Here is an 18,146-nt window from a genome sequence, read left to right as displayed (position 1 = left end):
GTAGCCATCCGGTGAAAGCCGCGACGTAGCTCGGATCAGGTGACGATCGGGTGCTGTTCTGGTTGCCAATTCCAGGGCATTAGCTGATCGAGCTGTCGGGCCGGATGCTCAGCAATGCGAGCGAGTACATCGGCGAGCCAAGCCTGCGGATCGACGTCGTTGAGGCGGGCGGTCTGGATCAGGGTGTAGAGGGTGGCCGCACGCTGGCCGCCGCGATCGGATCCACAGAACAGCCAAGCTTTCCGTCCGAGCGGCACACAACGCAGAGCACGTTCGGCGGCATTATTGGTCAGGCAGATCCGGCCGTCGTCGAGGAAGCGGGTGAAGGCATCCCAGCGGCGGAGCATGTAGTTAATGGCCTTGGCGAGATCGTGGTTGCGCGACAGCCTGGCGAGCTGGGCGGTGAGCCAGGCGTGAAGCTCGGCCATGAGCGGCACACTCAGTTCCTGACGCACAGCGAGCCGCTCGGCCGCGTCCTTGCCATTGATGCCGCGCTCGACGTCGAACAGGGTATCGATCCGCTGCACTGCCTCGAGCGCGATTGGATAGATCATGCCGGCATGATCGCCGCGGCTCTTCTTGCGGGCTGCGCTGGCGACGTCGGCCAGTTCGAAGAACTTGCGCCGCGCGTGGGCAAAGCAGCCGGCCTCGAGCACGGGCGCAGGCATGCGGCCGGGAGCGTAGAGCTCGCCGTAACCACCATAGGCGTCGGCCTGCAGGATCCCTGACCATGACGCGAGATGCGCTCGTGGATGTTCGCCGCGCCGATCGCGGGAGTAGTGGAACAGCGCCGCGGGTGGACCGGCGCCGGCGAACGGCCGATCATCGCGTACGTAGACCCACAATCGAGCCGTATCGGTCTTCACCTTAGCCATGACGGGCACGGTAGTATCGTCGCCATGTAATCGCTCGGCGGCGAGGACATGGGCCTCGATGAGGCGATAGAGCGGCATCAGCGCAAAGGCAGCGGCACCGACCTGATCGGCAAGCGTCGAGGTGCTCAGCGGCACGCCCTCGCGGGCGAAGCGCTCGGCCTGGCGGTTGAGGGGCTGGTGCTGGCCGTACTTCTCGAACAGCAGCATGGCGAGGAAGCTGGGGCCAGCCCAGCCACGCGGCACGACGTGGAAGGGCGCCGGCGGCTGGGTGATCGTCTCGCAGTCCCGGCAGGAGAACTTCTCGCGCACGGTCTGGACAACCTTCCAGGCGCGCGGGATCACCTCGAGCGTCTCGGTGACGTCCTCGCCCAGCTTCGATAGCCTGCTGCCGCCGCAGGCCGGGCAAGAGCATGGCGCCGGCACGACGACCCGCTCGCGCGGCAGGTGTTCGGGAAACGGCTTCCGGGATGGCCGCTTGCGTTCGAAGGCGGTGACGGTCGCGGTCTTCTCGGCCGCAACCTCGGCAGCAAGATCGTCCTCGGCGGCGTCGGCCTCGAGATCTTCGAGCTGCAGTTCCATCTGGTCGAGCAGGCGGCGGGTGCGCTCGGCGCTGGCGCCATATTGCTCGCGCCTGAGCTTGGCGATCTGCAGCTTGAGGTGCGCGATCACGGCCTCGGTGGCGCTCTCCCGGGCATGGGCATTGGCGAGCTTGGCCTCGGCCTCATTGGCCCGCTGGGTCGCGCTCGCCAGCAGCGCCTTGAGCGCTTCGATATCGTCAGGAAGGGGCGAAACGACGGCTTCCATGGCCGCGATGGAATCACAGAAACCCGCCCGAATGAAGCGCAAAATGCTCCGCTGGAGAAGAAAACGACGTCCCTATCCGGCGCTCTGCGGACGCCAGGAATACTGCGGGTTCCGCCAGTCGATCCCGTCGAGCAGGCAGGCGAGTTGCGAGGCTGTAAGCGACACCATCCCGTCCTTCGCCGATGGCCAGACAAAGCGGCCCTTCTCGAGCCGCTTGGCGTAGAGCGACATGCCGATCCCGTCGTGCCAGATCAGCTTCACCAGCGATCCCGCGCGCCCGCGGAACACGAACAGATCGCCGCCATGGGGATCGCGCTTGAGGCCCTGTTGGACCAGCAAGGCCAGTCCCTGCATCCCCTTGCGCATATCCGTGTGCCCCATCGCAATCCACACCCGCGCACCCGAAGGGATCATCGCAGCGCCTTCAAGGCTGAGGCCACCAGCGCCGGCGAAGCCGACGCAAAGATGCTGATCCGCTTGCCGCGCGCGAGGTCGATGACGATCGCGGGCTGCAGGCCAGAAGGAGCGATGTCCGCATCCTCGATCCCGTTCCTCGTCGCTCCAACGGCGACGCCGTTCCGGCCCGGAAAACACCGTGATCTGACCCATCGACCGCTCCTAAGCGCACTCTTAAGAGCGCACTTAAGACCGGTCGATCACCTCATCGGCAAGGCGGGGCCCACCGGATGGGTACGGATCATTGGACGCGAAYGGCGTTTAAGTCCCGCCCCCCCTTCGGATGTCGACCCATCGTTGCCGCTCGACAACCAATGTTCGATCTCCAGGTCCGGAAGGGCAGCTCTCTAATTTTCGCACTTGATCCTGGCCGGATTCAACCTGCGAGCTTTCAGGGAGTCGAAGTGTAGGAAAAGCCTCGCGTTGCGATCACACGCAGAGAATCAAGCGGCCAACAGCGGCTTGATTTCTTCGATGTCGGCTGCCTGATCCACCAGCAAATCATAATGCGTCTGGAGGTTAAGCCAGAACTCCGGCGTCGTACCAAGTGCCYTGGACAGACGCTTGGCCGTGTCCGGCGTGACCGAAGTCCTCTCCTCGCACAACCGCTCGATGCGGGTGCGGGGAACATGGATATGCTTCGCCAGCTTTCCAGCAGAAATGCCCATTTCCTCAAGGAACTCATGCTTGAGAATTTCGCCGGGATGGACCGGGGTTTGCAACATGGTCATGACGGCTCCCTTCAATGATAGTCCACGATCTCTACGTCTTCCGGGCCATTGTCGGTCCAGACGAAACAAATACGCCACTGGTCGTTGATACGGATCGAGTGCTGGCCCTCTCGGTCATCGGACAGGGCTTCCAGCCTGTTGCCCGGAGGCGACCGCAAGTCGTCCAGATTTACCGCTGCTTCAAGCATAGCTATTTTACGCAGAGCAGCCCGGAAGATATCGTTCGGGAAGCCCTTTCCAGGCTTGCCCGCCAATACCTGTTCAACCAACTTGCCTTTGGCGCTCCGTATCATGACACGATACGTATCATCTCGTGATACGGGGCGCAAGGGGTTTGAACGACCCATTTAAGACTCTCAGCAGCCAATTTTTGATCCCCAACTGCTGACGGTCCGCTATCCCGGCAGGTGTCGACCAGGCCCGGTCGTTCATCGTTTGCCGCAGGAACGGCGGGATCCACGGCTAGCGGTCATTCGATTGCCGATGATTGATGGGGTCAGTCAACCTCCGATCCAAGGCGAGTGATCTTCGCGCTGGAAGGGCCGACATCTAGTGGCTAGCTGCCGTTCGATCCCGTTGTCATTTCACAAAGCCGAAGCGGACCTTAGCCGTAAGATCGACGATGACAATCCCATCCCAAAACGAGGCGTTGCCCATCACTCCATCAGCACGAAATGACCAGTTCGCATATTGCGTTGGCTGATCGCTATCTGTGAACACCGTTGGCTTTCCGAGGTTCAGTTTTCCAACCATCATTGTTCCTGCTGCGGGCGCCCCGGCCATTGTCACTGGCTTCCCCCACGCGGTGCCTTTAATAACGGTATGAGCTTGCGCTACATCGGTGAGACCCGTTATCTTTCTCCAAGTGGCCAAATCTACGCTTAGCGGCATCAAACTCGAGCCGGTGTCGAATACCACAGCGTCGCTTTGAAAAGCGTCAACCGCGACCGGAACAAAGAGCTTCGAGTTGCGCAAGTTAGCCCGGACGTAGGGGGCTTTTTTCAATGCCGATGGAAGGTCTGCCTCGGAAAACAGGCAGAAACGCTGATGAGGGTAATCTATCACAGTAACACGGCCCATTAGTTCCGTAAGCCCCAGCGTTCCTACAAGCCTTGCATCTTCTTCAATGTCTTGGTCAGCATGAATCTCTGGCCTGTCGATCGAGGTAGAACCTATCATTAGCGATGTGGCGCGAAACGAATTACGCCCCTCACTAATCCATCCTGCGCGGTCGGCTGCACGTCCGTAAAGGATCGTAGCATCGGAACCGGTATCAAGCTGAAGGTGGATCAATTCACCATTGATCTTGATAGGAACGGTGATTGCGGCTCGCGGGGTACTTTCGTCATCCGGCGCCCAATTGAACGAAACGCACTGCGTCTTTCCACTCAGACTGGACGACGCATCTTGAAGTGTCACACCTACCGTGCTCGCTGTTGTAGCTTGGAGGACAGTCAAAGTCAAAGCGAGCAAACAGCGTTCTCCTTAATTTAGCCTCTAATGTCTCTGCGAGACGACTATATATGACAGCTGTAGCATGAAATGAACGGCGGCAATGGGGCGTTTGCAGTCGGACGGCTTCAGGTTTCGCGATTTCCGCCTGTGAGTGACCGCCAAGGGTGGCAAGCTGCCTGGCCGCTTTTGGTCTGATGGGGGCGATAGCGGCCCTCTAAGCCATGCCCCTCTCATCGTGGTTCGACCAATTGTCGCCATTCCTCAGCGCTGCGGTATACATCGCATTATGTCGAATCCGGCCATTTGGGTTTTCGAATAGCCCGCTGGACTCATCTTCACGTCAGCAAGTCGGCGGCAATCGCTACAACAACGATCGCCAACCGACCGCCATCCAAATTGTCCATAAATTCGCTGTTATTCAGCTGGCCCCTGCGGTCGCATCTGCCATTTTTTCGATTGCGTCATCGATGGTGAAGCTGTTCGGCTTCTGGATCGGAGGGAAGTCCTTGAACGTTCCTGCGAACTCCTTGGCGGCTATGGTCAGGCCATGGACGATGAAGCTGTGATAAAGTATCCAATCGTAGTAGGTATTGGAAGTGAGGTCCGCAAACTCGAACGGATCCGTTCTGAGGTTGAACAGCATCGGCATTCTGAGTCGTGTAAATGGATTAGACCATACCTTAAGGGTGCCGACCGCGGCCTGCTCCATGAACATAATCTTCCAATTGTCGTACCTTAGAGCCAGGATGTCCCCATCGTCACTGATATAAACGAAGACCTTGCGCGGGCTTCTTTCTTCTCGGCCGGTCAGATAGGGTAGCAGATTGAAGCCATCAATGTGGTTCTTATAGCTTCGGCCATTGGCATCGTAGCCCGCTTTTAACTTCTCGACGATATCGGGCTCCCCTGCGATCGCGAGAAATGTCGGAAGCCAGTCATGGTGCTGGACGATCTCGTTGGAGACGGTGCCCGCCTTGATTTTGCCGGGCCAGCGCACCAGTTTTGGGATGCGGAACGCTCCCTCCCAGTTGGTGTTTTTTTCGCTTCGAAACGGAGTGGTCCCAGCATCGGGCCAGCTATTACGATGCGGCCCGTTGTCGGTTGAGTACATCACGAACGTGTCGTCGCTTATGCCAAGCTCGTCGAGCAGATCGAGCATCGATCCAACGGTCTTGTCGTGATCGATCATCGTATCGTGATAGGCGGATTGCCAACGGCCAGCCTGTCCGCGGCTCTCATCCTTGGTATGAGTCATAAAATGCATGTGGGTCGTGTTGAGCCATACGAACCATGGCTCCCCTGCATCCTCCGCTTCGCGAATAAAGCGCTGCGCATTGGCCGCAAAGTCTTCGTCGCAGGTTTCCATGCGCTTTTTTGTCAGCGGACCTGTGTCCTCGATGCGCTGCTTACCTACCTTGCCGCCCCGATCCATCACGGTCGCATCGTCCTCAGTGGTAGCCCAAGAATGGATCACCCCTCGCGGCCCCTGGCGCTTGCGGTAGTTCGGAAAATCCTGCTCGAGGAAATAGTCCTCCATTTCCGGCTCCTCCTCGGCGTTCAAATGATAAAGATTACCGTAGAATTCGTCGAAGCCATGGTTCGTCGGGAGATGTTCGTTGCGATCTCCAAGATGGTTCTTGCCGAACTGCCCGGTCGCGTAGCCTTGCTCCTTTAACAGAGAAGCAATTGTAACAATATCCGTGCGCATTCCTACCGGAGCATCCGGCACACCAACCTTGGATAGCCCCGTCCGCAGCACGCTCTGACCGGTGATAAACGAAGATCGCCCAGCGGTGCAGCTTTGCTCCCCGTAGCTATCTGTAAACCGCATACCCTCGTTCGCAATGCGATCGATGTTAGGTGTACGATACCCCATGAGGCCATCTGAATAACAGCTTAGGTTGCTGATCCCGATGTCATCTCCCCAAATGACTAGAATATTCGGCTTTTTGCTCGGCATGTCGCTGGCTCCTGACTTTCTGGAAAAGTGCGGAAGCCTGGCTCAGCACGCCATCGGTGTTTCCCCTCCTTCAGGTCGGAAAAGCTACGGAGATGCGTATCTCTCGTTCGTGACTGACTGAGGCAGACGCGTCAGCTTTCTGGCATCGGGATCAAGACGCTTAAAGACGTTGATGGGGCGTCTGCCGACTGGCAGCTTTTCTACCGTCAGATTGGCCGGTCCAATCTGAACGAATGACCGCTTACGGGCGCGCGAGAAACGCTCCTGGGCGGCGAGATTGGGCGCATTGCTGCCAAGGAGATGCTGGCAAGTTCCACGCTGAGAGCGTCAGCTTTCTCGAGTCGTGCGCTCAGAACCGGACCGAGCAAAAAGTCCCAAGAGAAGTCGTTCAGATTAAGCTGCAATTTGGGGAACCAAAGTCAGCTATCAGGGAGGCGAAATGACGCACTCAACGCCGGCTTTGTCAAAGGATTTCAGGCGCTTGCGTACGATATTTTAATATGGAGGAACCGCGCGGGCGGCATAGGCTGGTCTGTGGAGATTTGTGCTTTGGAGTGATCTGGCTGGGGCCACCGCGCATGTTGCGAGGCGGGCTAGGGGCGACGGTGCCCGAATGTTTCGGAAGCGAAGAGAGGGGCTTCCGGACCGTTCTTCGGGTGCCGAGCCAGGCGCTTATAAGATGAAAGGCGTGTGGGTGGTTGCCCGGCTTGCGGATCTGCCGGAGTTGGAGAGGCGCGAGCCATGCCCGGTCATGGCGAAGGCATTCGGGCGAGCGCGGTCGGTGGCGGCGGTGCACGTGGCTGGCGCCAACAGGCGAAGGCCTCGATGATTAGCATGTGCCCGCCGCAGCACGGGCACGGTGGACGATAGTTTTTAGCCTCCTCGGGCTGCGGCTCGCTCGGCGCGGGAACATCGAGGAGGTGGCGGGCGAGGGCAAGCAGGGGCCTTGCGTGTAGAGGCGGCGAGCAGGCCGTAATGGCGGATGCGATGGAAGCCGCGAGGCAGGACGTGCGTCTTTAAGCGGCGGATGAACTCGCGGGTTTCGAGCGTCATCACCCGCTGACGTTCGGCGCCGTCGTGGCGGTAATCCTCAACACGGAAGGTCACTCCGTTCTCTTCGAAGGCAATGAGGCGCCGGTTCGCGATGGCAATGCGGTGGGTGTAGCGCGAGAGATAGGCGAGCACCGCTTCGGGGCCGGCGAAGGGCGGCTTGGCGTAGACGACTCAGGCCTTCTTGCGGACAGGGGCGAGATGGCGCTGGAAGGCGCGCGGATCGGCGAGACCGGCCAGTGACCGGAAGAAGCCGAGCCGGCCGGCGCGATGGGGTTCGGCAAAACGAGTAAGAAACAGACGGCGGAACAGATTGCCCAAAACACGCACGGGCAGAAGAAGGCGGCCGGGAAGCGATACAGCGTTTGCGATCGTGCGCGACGCCGCCGCCCGGCACGATCATGTGGACGTGCGGGTGGTGGGTCATCGCTGACCCCTACGTATGCAGGACGGCGGTCATGCCGATGCGGGCGACTAGATGTTTGGGATCAGCGGCGATGGTCAGCATCGTCTCCGATTCCGTCTTGAACAGCAAGTCGTAGACCAGAGCCTTGTTCTGCAGCGCAATGACAGTGATCTCGGCGGGCAGGGTGAAGACCACGTGGAAGTAGCCTACTGGCAAGAGATCGGCTCGCGCTCGGCCAACTAGGTGCTCGCGGCCGCGCCCTGACACGTGGGGAGATGCCGGTTGCGGCACGAGCTGTAGGCGAGACGCCAATTTCAGGAATCTTCGCAGGCTTCGACATGGCCGCCCAGGGCTGCGGTGCGGGGGTTCTCAATCGCCGTCATGACCTTGAGCTGAGCGAGGCTCGGGTGTCCGCCATGGGCGGCCCTGTAGCCTGGCCCGGCGCTGCGGAAGATATCGGCGACCTCGTGTGAGGTGGGCACGGTCTCAGCCGGGAGGGGCCTTGCCCTCCATCAGAGCGATGATCCGGTCTAGCAGGCTGGCGACGGCCTGGATCGTGCGGGTTGCGACCTTGGTATAGACTGCGGTCCTGTCGATCTTGGCGTGTCCCAGCAGGACCTGGATGACGCGGATATCGACGTCCTGTTCAATCAGGTGGGTGGTTAAGCTGTGGCGCAGCGTGTGCGGACTGATGCGCTTGCGGATGCCCGCGACCTCGGCGGCTTCTTGAACCGCGCGGTGTGGTTGACGCGAGGAGATCGGGTCGGTGTAGCTGCGCCCGGGGAACAACCAGTCATGCGGAAACCCACCCCGCGCCGCTTCCCTTGCGTCACCACAGACGGAGCAGTTCAAGCAAATGTGGCAACAGCATGCCGTTGCGATCGCGCCCCCCCTTGCCCTGTTCACCTCGGATCAGCATGCGCTCGCTGTCGATATCGTCGACCTTAAGATGGGGGACCCCAGAAACGCGCAGACCCGCGCCATAAGCAACGCCGAGTGCGGTCTTGTACTTGATGCCGGGTGCTGCCTCGAGCAACCGGATAGCCTCCTAAACGCTGAGGACTTCGCGCTTGTCCGGACGGCGTGTCGTGATCAGTCCGCGCGCCAGGTCACGGCGCCGGAGCGTGACGGTGTAGAGGAAGCGCAGCGCCGACACCGCGCCGTTTATGGTGCCCGCGCTGGCTCCGCTCTCGTGCTGGTGGATCTGGAAATTGCGCAGATCCTCTGCGGTTGCCGTATTGAGTGGTCGGCCCAGGTAGGCTGCGAAGCGCCGGACGTGCCGAATGACTGGTCTTGTGTGCGCGGGAGCAGGCCTCATTATGTCGTGCTGCATGCGCGGGCGCAGCAGGCTGATCGGGGCAGGAGTGGAGATCGTAGTCATCGTGAGGTCCTCTCGTTCAAGGGAACTTCACTCTGGGACGGCAACCTCAGCCAGATCAAAACTTCACGATATACCCTACTCTCACCACGCTCGCCTGCCGCGAAAGCGGGCTCGTCCAAGTCGGCGAAGCCGGTGGGGGCGGTTTCCGGCAGATCCCGTGCCATTGTCGCCGTGGCGATTTCCGCAAGCGCGCGAGCGCTCCGTCTCGTGCTGCCTTGCGAGGTGGGCACCCTTCATTCATGAGCTTCTGGATCGATGTGAGCATGATCAGACCATCCAGCACCGCGATTCCGGAGAGGGCTATGATACCCTTGGCCGCCGGATTGAGAAAAGCATGCACAGCGGCACCAACGCCAGCGCGCCGCCCTAGGGGAGACGACCTCCCTCCAGTTGCCGACCAATACCCAAAGACACGCTGTCGGCTCGGCTGTTCGTCTGATAAAATTTACCGATCGGGAATAATTTACTATTTGCGCGCCTCCATTGAGCTGAATTTACCGATCGGGAAATATTCACTTGCTGCGCGATAAGGCAACATATTTCCTGTTCGGGAAAATGGAGTGAAACGTTGAAGAGTGTTGCGGAGATCGGCCATCTGATCCGCGCTGAGCGTAAAGCACAGGGTCTTCGCCAGAATGACCTTGCCGCTGCCAGTGGTGTAGGCCTGCGGTTTATCGTTGATCTTGAGCGCGGCAAAGAAACTGTCCAACTGGGAAAGGTGCTGGTGGTGCTGGCGACCTTGGGATGCTCGCTTCAGCTTTCGCGGCCGGGTGAAGGGCAGGGGGCATGCGTCTATGGGCCCGAATGGTTGGTGGACGCAGCCGCACCGCCGCCGCCTTTGATTTAGCGAATGGCGACGATCTTCACTGGGACCACATCGGTGACTGTCTTCCACGCCAGGTTGCTAGTCCAGGCAGGGAGACCGTCGCGCTGGACGAGGGCGCGGCAGCAGCGATCGCCAAGCGACAGACCCGCGCTCGAGGTCACCGCACGCAGGCGGCCGGCGAGTTGGGCAAGGGCTTTGTCGATTGGAACCACGGTCATCGGTAGCGGATCGAGCATGGCGTCCACTTCGCGCTCGGCATCCCGGCATGAACGAAGTGGCTGACAACTTCCGCGTAATTGACTGCGCTGATTCGCGCTCCGGCTATGGCACCGGCAACCTTGGCTGCACCGCGCTCGCCTTTGTGCATGGCGAGCAGCGCGGAGGCATCGAGCACGATGTCAGTCATTCGCCGTTATCCTCGCGGCGACCGGCCAGGAAGGCTTGGACCGAGCTGTCGGGATTGTCGCCGGTATAGCGCTTTGCCAAGGCCTGCGCACGTGCGACCGCCTGCGCTGCGGTGCGCAGGACGACGCCATCGTCCGTCTCATCGAGATAGATCGCACCACCATCCGTGAGGCCCAGGCGCCTGCGGATGTCTGCCGGCAGGCTCATGCGGCCTTTCGGCGTAATATTGATCTGAACGGTCATATGGCGCTCTTATGTCCAAAGAGGGTGCGATGATCTCATGATATACTTCAAGGCAAAGGGAGGTAACGATGCGCTATAGGGTGCACAGATCGGTAATTGAGACATTCACCCTCACCCGTGCCACCTTCCTTAAACGCACATTCCATAATCGGATATTATGGTAGATACAGCCTAGCACTACTTTGGCAGAAGTTTGGTTGAGTGTCTGATGAGGCTACATCCGCAGTGAGGGCATTGCTCCGGCGGTGAGCGAGACAGGCCGTCAAGGATGGCTTGGCGCACTGCCGGCAAGGTGGGTTGGGGAGGCGGGCCAAGGACTCTTTTTTTTCCGCCCCGCCTGAGCGAGCCTTCGGGACTGCAGAAAGGCGTAGGCCATCATCGACATCAAAGCATGGCGGTGAAGTCCAGTCCAGGATCGTCCTTCGAAGTGATCCAACCCCAACTCTTCCTTGAGTTGCTGATGCGCTTGTTCGCAGATCCAGCGCGCTTTGATCGCGCCCGCGAGAGCCTTGATTGGAGTGTCGCCGGGCAGATTGGAGAGATAGTATTTTCGCTCGCCATTCGAGCGATGCTCACCCACCAGCCAGGCTTCCTCACCTGGCATGTGCTGGGCCCCGGCAGAGCCGATCCGCTGAGGCGCACCATCGGCAATGCGCACGCGCATGGCCGCAAAGCGGGCCGTCAGCAGTCCCTTGGTTCCCTTGCGCCAACTGACCTGCCGCCACTTCGCAGTTTCGAGCATCGCGTGCGCGGCCATGGATTTGACGTTGGGCACATGCCGCACCCGTGGGCGACCACGGCTTGGGACCGGGAAGATCAGTTGCACGTCGGCCGGATAGACCTTCTGGTGCCTGGGGATGCCGACAGCCCAGCAGAGGCCGCGTGTACTCAGCGCCTGCCGGAACGGAGCCGACAGCCCGTAACCGGCATCAGCCAGCACACAGCCGAAGCGCACGCCGGCCGCGATGATGCGATCGATCTCCTCGATCGCGATCTCGGGCTTGGTACGGTATTCCTGCAAAGGAGCAGGCACGCCCGACTTGTCCATGCGCGCGGTATCGCTCGTCCAGCTTTCCGGCAGGAACAGCCGCAAGCTCAGCATTAGCGGAACTTCGCTAGAAGCCAGCGTCACCGACACCAGCGTCTGACAGTTGGCATTCTTCCCGAGCGCCGTGGCATACTGCGGCGCGACGCCAACCGAGGCCTTGCCCTTCTTTGGCAAGGCAGTGTCGTCGATGATCAGCCAGGCTCTATCGCCACCAACCAATTGATCCGCCTGATTCCATAAGGTCGCTTCCAGCGGGGCGCTGTCCCACAGACCGGCCCCGATGAAATGATGAAGCCGGTCATAAGGGATCGCATCTGAGCGGGCTGCCATGGGCTGGATGCTTTTGCGATCACCGGGTCCGATCAGACCAGCAATATAGGCTGGGCACATTCGACGCCGCGTCTTGTTCCCCAAGGCATCCAGATAAGGCGCGAGCCAACGCTCAAGATCCGCCTGCCAGTCTTCGTCCATCGCCAGCCTCCGTCAAAGCTGGCTCCCCATGAATCACGCAATCAGAGGCATGGGAATCCCAAAAATCATACTTCTGCCAAAGTAGTGCTAGTTATGGTGGACAACAGAATGACGGGGCAGGGCGTGAGTCACGAAGATAATTTTGAGACATAGCCGGCCGAAGAAGTCACGCCTTCAGCGCTGGATCCATCTGCGTTAGAAGAGCCTCAAGCGGTCGATCTTGGTTCGCATTCGGCATTTGAGTCTGGTGCGGTGCCGGCAGCACCCGCGACGATCATCATCGTCCGCAGCGTCGGGCCGCTGCCGCGCCGCCTTGCGCCGTGCCCACGCCGCTACACCCGATGAACGACTGATCGCAACGCTCGGCCGCGCTGCGCCCAGCGATATGGCGCCGGTCAGTGCGATCGGCCTCGAAACCGCGCTCGAGGCTATGGTGCCGGCATCCAAGCTGGCGATCGCTGTCGATCTCGACTGCTGGCTCAACTAATGCGCCCACGAGCATCGCCCTGCGCTACCCGCCGAGCCTAAGGACCTGGTGCGCTACCTGCGCACGCTCGAGGCCGATGGCGGCAAGCCGGCAACGCTTAGCCGGCGGATCGCCAGTCTCGCCACTGTGCACCGCATGCTCGACCTTGGCGGGGAAACTCCGCCAAGGTCGGCGCCGATAGTGCGCAACGCGCTGCGCGCGCAGCATCGCCGCCAAAGCGCCGCGCAGCGCCAGGCGGCGCCGATGCGTTTCGGGGGCGAACTCGGAGGTGCCGGCGGCTTCACGATCTCGGTGCTGCTCGACGCCTGCAGCGTCGATGTTCAGGGCGTGCGCGACGCCGCGCTGCTATCGCTGGGCTACGATGCCGGCCTGCGGGTCAGCGAGTATACTGCCGTCGAGGTCAGGGATCTGCGACCGCAAGGCGATGACACCGGGCTCCTCCATCTCCCCCGCTCCAAAACCGATCAGGAGGGTCTCGGAGCCTGGGCGTGGCTCTTGGGGGACACCATGCGCCGGATTGCGCGCTGGCGCTCGGAAAGCGGGATCGGCGAAGGCGTGCTGCTTCGCCGCGTCGGGGTTGATCGCCGCCGGCAGCGCGCCAAGGAGGCCGCCGACGCGCGGTGCGGCGATGAGGATGCAGACAATTCGGAGCTGCTGGTCACTTTCACGGTTGGCGATCCCCGCCTGACCCGGCAGGGGGGCACCGGGATCTACCGGCGCATTGCTCTTGCCGTAGCACGCGAGGGGCTGGTCGATGTGCCCTCCGCCGAACTAGGCTCTGCCGTTGCGGCGCTGTCGACCCACAGCCTTCGCGGCGGGCTGACCCAAGACCTGTTCGCCGCTGGGGAGGACGGTGCCGGCATTGCCCCTACCTTGCGAAGGTCTTCGCCCTCCACGGCGCTGCGCTATGGGCGGCAGTTTCAGGTCCAGAGCGGGGTGGCCGCACGGGTCTTGTCGCGGGTGCGGTCGGAAATGGACGACGCTCAGAAGGGGGGGGGTTGGTCGTTCGGGGCATTAAACGCGAACGACCAACACAAGCGCCGTTTTGGACGATCCCGAGAATCGGCTAACCTTGGCCGCCTGTATTGCTAGCCGAAACAACGGGAGCCGCTCATCTGCTGAGGTGGCTTTTGCCTTGGTCGCCCGTGCCATATCTGTTCCCATCGGTAGGCTTCAAATTTCGAAAATCGTGCCGTTTTTCCTGGATCCTCGCATCCTGTGAGTGCGACAGCCCTGCGACCTATCAAATACGCTGCAAAATGCTCAAAGTTAACATAATGATTATTATCACGTTCGGTGATGCGCCGCTCTATACCCGCCTCATGCGTCGTCTCCTGCCGGAATTTCGTGAGACACCGTTGTGGATGTTCGCGAACGATACGACCATCGATCGTAGACCTCCCAATACGAGGTCCAGGGCTGCTCACGGTTTCCTGAGCAAATGCCTAAAGCGAACCGAATACCCTATATTTCCGCGCGCACGGCTCTGGGCAAGAGCGATATTAAACTGGGGTCCTATACCGAGATCATCGACTTCATCCGGCCATACTCGGCCCAGCCCAGGCAAGATTTTCGCGAACTCCATCGGCGCCTAACGTTTACCATCCTCGTGTCCAACGAGGACGACCACCTAAGAACCACGGCTTTTTATATATCGCCGGCGAGCAGTGGCGCTTGTCGCCGGTCTTTGACGTCAATCCTGCACTCGACCGCAACCCGCATCTGGAAACGTAGATTCTGGAAGGCGGCGCGCTTGATCGGTCAATGGCGCTCGCGCTGGAAGCCCGCGGCACCATACAAGGGCTGGCACAGACAGTCATCGTCATGGCGCAACTCGCTTGGAGAAGCCGGCCTGTCCCGACTCCTGGCAAGATCATATGAGCCAGCGTTCGTACACGACGAGAGGGAACTGGCATTTGCGCGATAATTCATATCTGGCGCGTTAGATTCAAAAAATGATCAGATATGACTTTATTGGCAAACCCGGAGCACCGCCACAGCTTTGTCGTTCTGGGTGATCACCAAGCGCTGGCGAGGTTCTGTAATGTCAGAGATTACCTCAGCCGCGTTGAGCTTTATATAGGTGATCGGAGGCTGGCCAAAGAATACGCCGCCAGTCAGGCCAACGCTGGAGCGTGCGGCTTCCTTATAGCCGCGCCGCAGCCGATACCGTCGATCGGTGAACCTTGTCTGTAGATTTGATCATACCAGCGCTTGGCTAGATGCACCTAGTCTTGTTCAAGAGAGCTAGGCGTTTTTCGGCTTCGGATTTCGCAAGGGGAGAGGAACCAAGCCGCATGAAGGCCGGGCCTATCGACGGCCCGACCTTCTTTGAGATCATCATGTTTGGGACGCGGTTTAGCGGCAGACACGGACCTTGTGGTGGTGGCGCCATTCGGTCCAGCAGCGTCGATGATTTTCGCGATAGCGGTGGCCGCTCCAATGTCGCGGCCGATCATAGCGGCGATAATCGCGATAGTGGTGGCGTCGCTCCTCGTAGCGATGGTGATCGCGAGGGTGTGCGTCGGCCGTAGCGGCTATTCCGAGGCCGCCAGCGAGTGCTGCAAGTGCGAGAGATAATTTCAGAATTTTCATAGTCGCCTCCTTTGGAAGGAGCCATGAGACGGTTCGCTGGATGAATTGCCGATGTACGCTGCGACGACTTGTGGCTGGGGCACTGCAATGAGCGGCGAGCGCCCCTACGTCCGGGATCGCCCCCTTCCCCCCTCAACCAAGTGATAACGTTTGATTTCGCCATCGCCGAAAACAGGCGATGCAAGAAGCATCCTCTGCTTGGCACTTCACGCGACGTGATCGACCTCTCGCGAAGCCGCGGCGAGCATCAAGAAATAGAAGCGGCGCCGATTTTCGCCGTAGTCTTCGAAAGGTGTGGCCCATCCGACGACTTATAGTAAATAAGCAAAACCTTGTTCTCTTTGAAGCTGCTTTCGGCACGCGAAAGACAGTAGCTGTTAGCGCCGTGACATTAGTCGGTGATGATCAATGGTTGAGCATTGTTCCTTTCCTATCAGAGGTCGCAGCGGGTAGTGAGACTTTACTAAGATGCCAGTTCCATGAGCCAGGACGCTATCTCTTCGTTGCCTTGGGCCCGGGCTAAGCTGACAGCATCATTTCCTGCCGCGTCAATCGCTCGCAGATCGGCGCCATTGGAAACAAGCAAATCGATAATATCGCGGTGACCAAAGAGTGACGCCATCATCAGTGCCGTCTGACCGGCGGAATTGCGCTGGTCGACATCAGCTCCTGCATCAATGAGTTTTTTCGCAATCCTGAGGTGGCCTTTAAAGCATACCCCCATTAAGGGGCTCCCGCTCACCGTATCACCATCAGGCGCCGCGCCCAGCCCGAGGAGCAATCCGGTTGTGGTCTCCTGACCATTATACGTTGCCAGTACCAGCGCGGTATGGCCTTTGATATCGCGGGCTTCCAGATCCGCGCCTGCATTGATCAGGGGGGTGATCATATCGTCCCGGCCGATCCGCGCCGCTTCAAATAGCAGCTCTTGGATCCTTTCAGGCGATGGGAGAGATGAGTCATTAACAGATCGCAGGGGGCCTTGATCACGGCGCTGGTCGTCAACGGATTGTTGATCGCGGCGGCTCGCTCCGGCTTTCCCGTGAGTTTCGATCGATCCTGTCATATGCCAAGCTCCGCCGTTCCCAAAAGGGATATTGTTTGGGCACTCGCCCAATCATTCACCAACATCGGTTGCGTCGATGAGTTCCGAAAGTTTCGCGGACGCTATGAAGCGATCGGTTAAAGGCAGCCGAGGCGGGGCAATCCTGCGGTGTAAGTGGTAACCGCGAATTGCGGCCGCCGCCCGGTTGGGTGCCCTCCCCCCTGTTGGGCTATTTCCCACTTTTGTCAGCCGGCTATTGTTCGCTGTGATGGCCGCCGAGATCGCATAACCACCTGATTATCGGCTTTTCGGTGAAGCGGGCTGACTGGTTCAATTTTTGAGCTTATGCCGGTTTAGAAGACGGAGCTCTTTGCCGCAGGTCGCCTTTTGTAAAAGACGGCTTTGCTCCCGATGAAAACAATCAAGGATTGTTCGAGAATGTTCCGGTCTCCCAAAAAAGATATGGACTTACCGACCGAATAGATCAGGAAAAATGCTTATCTCCCTTAGATACGGCTGCCAACAGAGCTAACTAGACTAGAGGTTCGAGGCGGGAATGCTGCCGGTAATCGAATGAATTAGGAATAGGCTGGATGGTGATCGTTCACGTCCTGTCTACATCGATTTTCCAGCTGCGGGAGTGCCGCCGCGGTTTAAGTTCAGGCCGTAAATAAGACAATTCATCGTCTGACGATGTCGGGCTACTGTCACGTTCACCCTGAGCGAGCATCGCAAAATGAGCCCGAACCTGTTCTGATCGAGGATGATACTTGCAAGTTGGGATTCTAGAAATGTGCGGCGGCTAAAATTAGCCGCCGCATTATCTCATTCTTCGTCATCTAGGCCTTCGTCTTCGACCATGCCTTCGATTGATTCATCATCATCTTCAGCATCGACATACTCCAACGGATTAAGACCGAGCTCAGCAGCAACCTCCAGTTCGGTCGCAACAACCTCAATCTGGTCTCCATTTTCGAGTTCGATTACCGTGACTTCCGGTTCCTCGCCGGCCGCAAGATGCACGACATCATCGCTGTCGATTTCGACGTCATCACCATCGACGTTCTCAAACGTTGCTTTTGGCATTAGGCTCACTCCATGGGGGTCAAGCCACAACACCGTGTCCACCGAATTGGTTTCGAGTTCGCTATTTTTTCTGCTTTTCCGCTGGGCATTCGAAGGCGGTCTTAATCGAGACAGCCGCACGCGAAGTAGCGAACCGCCAGATACCGAAGATGGGTTTTCCGAAAGGTTTGGGAGTTCCGCGCGGATTGGCGTCACGCGGAACTCCCAGCGACAGAAATCCGATGGTGCGCACCGGCTCTGTCGAGGCAATTCGACTCTTTCGAGAATGCTACACCACGCTGCCGGGCGTTATCGGGAAAAACCCGGACCCAGCAGTCAAATATTTATCTTAGGACGGTACGCCGTCCAACCGCCGACAAAGCGGACCTTAAAACCGACAGTCGGAGGTCCGACTGTTCGCGCCGCGGGAAATCTGCTGTTGCTCGATTCGAGCGACTTTCCAGCAAAGAAGACCGTAGATCCTACAATCCTCCGGTCTTCGCATTTCGAATGATAATCTACCAGCTAAGGCCAGTGCGAATATAAAGGCGACGCCGAGCATGTCTGCCGTCAAAAAGGCCACGCTTCGCTGGGTGGACTGGCACAACAATTAACGCCTCGTCCGCCCCACCGGCATTTAACCGCCAAGGCCGAAGCCAATCACCATGCAGTCCCTGAGAACCTCAATATGGCTTGACCTGCCCCCCGAAAGGTCCCTCATTCTGATGTAGAGTCTGCCCACGAGAAGGAGCAGACGCATGAGGAAGAGCCGTTTCACCGAGGCGCAGATCATCGGGATGATCAAGGAACAGGAGGCAGGGCTTCCAACGGTCGAGGTTTGCC

General features: G+C 59.3%; 17 protein-coding genes and 3 pseudogenes. 5 read left to right on the top strand and 15 right to left on the bottom strand.

All coding sequences use genetic code 11. The annotated features are described in order from the left end of the window. Positions 1 to 35: 35 nt before the first annotated feature. The 9 genes and pseudogenes from tnpC to AB4Z00_RS26195 form a co-directional block, all read right to left on the bottom strand. Positions 36 to 1,679: an IS66 family transposase gene (tnpC, locus tag AB4Z00_RS26235; protein WP_442047856.1), complete on the bottom strand. Its 1,644-nt coding sequence runs from the start codon at positions 1,677 to 1,679 to the stop codon at positions 36 to 38. Between the two features lie 72 nt (positions 1,680 to 1,751). Beyond that, a complete protein-coding gene (tnpB, locus tag AB4Z00_RS26230) occupies positions 1,752 to 2,288 on the bottom strand; it encodes an IS66 family insertion sequence element accessory protein TnpB (protein ID WP_442047855.1) in 537 nt (178 codons plus the stop codon). A gap of 290 nt (positions 2,289 to 2,578) precedes the next feature. After that, positions 2,579 to 2,866 (bottom strand): HigA family addiction module antitoxin, encoded by a 288-nt coding sequence (locus AB4Z00_RS26225; protein WP_442047854.1) that lies wholly within the window; start codon positions 2,864 to 2,866, stop codon positions 2,579 to 2,581. Between the two features lie 11 nt (positions 2,867 to 2,877). Then, positions 2,878 to 3,213, bottom strand: a complete 336-nt coding sequence (locus AB4Z00_RS26220; protein ID WP_442047853.1) for a type II toxin-antitoxin system RelE/ParE family toxin — start codon at positions 3,211 to 3,213, stop codon at positions 2,878 to 2,880. A gap of 232 nt (positions 3,214 to 3,445) precedes the next feature. Further along, positions 3,446 to 4,339: a hypothetical protein gene (locus tag AB4Z00_RS26215; protein WP_442047852.1), complete on the bottom strand. Its 894-nt coding sequence runs from the start codon at positions 4,337 to 4,339 to the stop codon at positions 3,446 to 3,448. Positions 4,340 to 4,739: 400 nt separating this feature from the next. Next, complete coding sequence (locus tag AB4Z00_RS26210; protein ID WP_442047851.1) at positions 4,740 to 6,281, bottom strand: arylsulfatase; 1,542 nt, start codon at positions 6,279 to 6,281, stop codon at positions 4,740 to 4,742. A gap of 749 nt (positions 6,282 to 7,030) precedes the next feature. Continuing rightward, positions 7,031 to 8,219, bottom strand: a pseudogene (locus AB4Z00_RS26205) (IS91 family transposase). Between the two features lie 4 nt (positions 8,220 to 8,223). Continuing rightward, positions 8,224 to 9,118: pseudogene (locus AB4Z00_RS26200) on the bottom strand (tyrosine-type recombinase/integrase). 466 nt (positions 9,119 to 9,584) lie between these two features. Beyond that, the gene (locus AB4Z00_RS26195; RefSeq protein ID WP_442047858.1) at positions 9,585 to 9,827 is read right to left on the bottom strand and encodes a hypothetical protein; all 243 of its coding nucleotides are present in this window, start codon (positions 9,825 to 9,827) and stop codon (positions 9,585 to 9,587) included. Here AB4Z00_RS26195 and AB4Z00_RS26190 point away from each other — a divergent pair. Further along, complete coding sequence (locus AB4Z00_RS26190) at positions 9,714 to 9,965, top strand: type II toxin-antitoxin system Y4mF family antitoxin (protein ID WP_442047857.1); 252 nt, start codon at positions 9,714 to 9,716, stop codon at positions 9,963 to 9,965. The genes AB4Z00_RS26195 and AB4Z00_RS26190 overlap by 114 nt on opposite strands. Here AB4Z00_RS26190 and AB4Z00_RS26185 read toward each other — a convergent pair. From AB4Z00_RS26185 to AB4Z00_RS26175, 3 genes and pseudogenes are all read right to left on the bottom strand, one after another. Then, positions 9,962 to 10,350: pseudogene (locus AB4Z00_RS26185) on the bottom strand (type II toxin-antitoxin system VapC family toxin). The gene AB4Z00_RS26190 and the pseudogene AB4Z00_RS26185 overlap by 4 nt on opposite strands. Further along, on the bottom strand, positions 10,347 to 10,592 hold the full coding sequence (locus tag AB4Z00_RS26180; RefSeq protein ID WP_442047850.1) for an AbrB/MazE/SpoVT family DNA-binding domain-containing protein: 246 nt from the start codon (positions 10,590 to 10,592) through the stop codon (positions 10,347 to 10,349). The pseudogene AB4Z00_RS26185 and the gene AB4Z00_RS26180 overlap by 4 nt, the downstream one beginning before the upstream one ends. A gap of 262 nt (positions 10,593 to 10,854) precedes the next feature. Further along, positions 10,855 to 12,111, bottom strand: a complete 1,257-nt coding sequence (locus tag AB4Z00_RS26175; protein WP_442047849.1) for an IS701 family transposase — start codon at positions 12,109 to 12,111, stop codon at positions 10,855 to 10,857. A 313-nt stretch (positions 12,112 to 12,424) separates the two neighbouring features. Here AB4Z00_RS26175 and AB4Z00_RS26170 point away from each other — a divergent pair, with 313 nt between their 5' ends. From AB4Z00_RS26170 to AB4Z00_RS26160, 3 genes are all read left to right on the top strand, one after another. After that, on the top strand, positions 12,425 to 12,598 hold the full coding sequence (locus AB4Z00_RS26170; protein WP_442047848.1) for a hypothetical protein: 174 nt from the start codon (positions 12,425 to 12,427) through the stop codon (positions 12,596 to 12,598). A gap of 48 nt (positions 12,599 to 12,646) precedes the next feature. Further along, complete coding sequence (locus AB4Z00_RS26165; protein WP_442047847.1) at positions 12,647 to 13,690, top strand: integrase; 1,044 nt, start codon at positions 12,647 to 12,649, stop codon at positions 13,688 to 13,690. Positions 13,691 to 14,039: 349 nt separating this feature from the next. Continuing rightward, positions 14,040 to 14,525: a HipA domain-containing protein gene (locus tag AB4Z00_RS26160; protein WP_442047846.1), complete on the top strand. Its 486-nt coding sequence runs from the start codon at positions 14,040 to 14,042 to the stop codon at positions 14,523 to 14,525. Between the two features lie 431 nt (positions 14,526 to 14,956). Here AB4Z00_RS26160 and AB4Z00_RS26155 read toward each other — a convergent pair whose 3' ends face one another. From AB4Z00_RS26155 to AB4Z00_RS26145, 3 genes are all read right to left on the bottom strand, one after another. Continuing rightward, complete coding sequence (locus AB4Z00_RS26155; RefSeq protein ID WP_442047845.1) at positions 14,957 to 15,193, bottom strand: hypothetical protein; 237 nt, start codon at positions 15,191 to 15,193, stop codon at positions 14,957 to 14,959. Positions 15,194 to 15,656: 463 nt separating this feature from the next. Continuing rightward, positions 15,657 to 16,259 carry an ankyrin repeat domain-containing protein gene (locus AB4Z00_RS26150; protein WP_442047844.1) on the bottom strand — a complete coding sequence of 201 codons (603 nt, stop codon included), beginning with the start codon at positions 16,257 to 16,259 and terminating at the stop codon, positions 15,657 to 15,659. Between the two features lie 804 nt (positions 16,260 to 17,063). Beyond that, a complete protein-coding gene (locus AB4Z00_RS26145; RefSeq protein ID WP_442047843.1) occupies positions 17,064 to 17,519 on the bottom strand; it encodes a hypothetical protein in 456 nt (151 codons plus the stop codon). Positions 17,520 to 18,061: 542 nt separating this feature from the next. Between AB4Z00_RS26145 and AB4Z00_RS26140 the strand changes: the two genes are divergently transcribed. Beyond that, positions 18,062 to 18,146 (top strand): transposase (locus AB4Z00_RS26140; RefSeq protein WP_442047793.1); only part of this gene is annotated, 85 nt, incomplete at its 3' end.

The sequence above is a fragment of the Novosphingobium sp. YAF33 genome (assembly GCF_052113265.1).
Lineage (GTDB): Bacteria > Pseudomonadota > Alphaproteobacteria > Sphingomonadales > Sphingomonadaceae > Novosphingobium.
The sequence above is the reverse complement of the archived record's forward strand: the minus strand, read 5'-3'. Positions and strand labels throughout refer to the sequence as shown.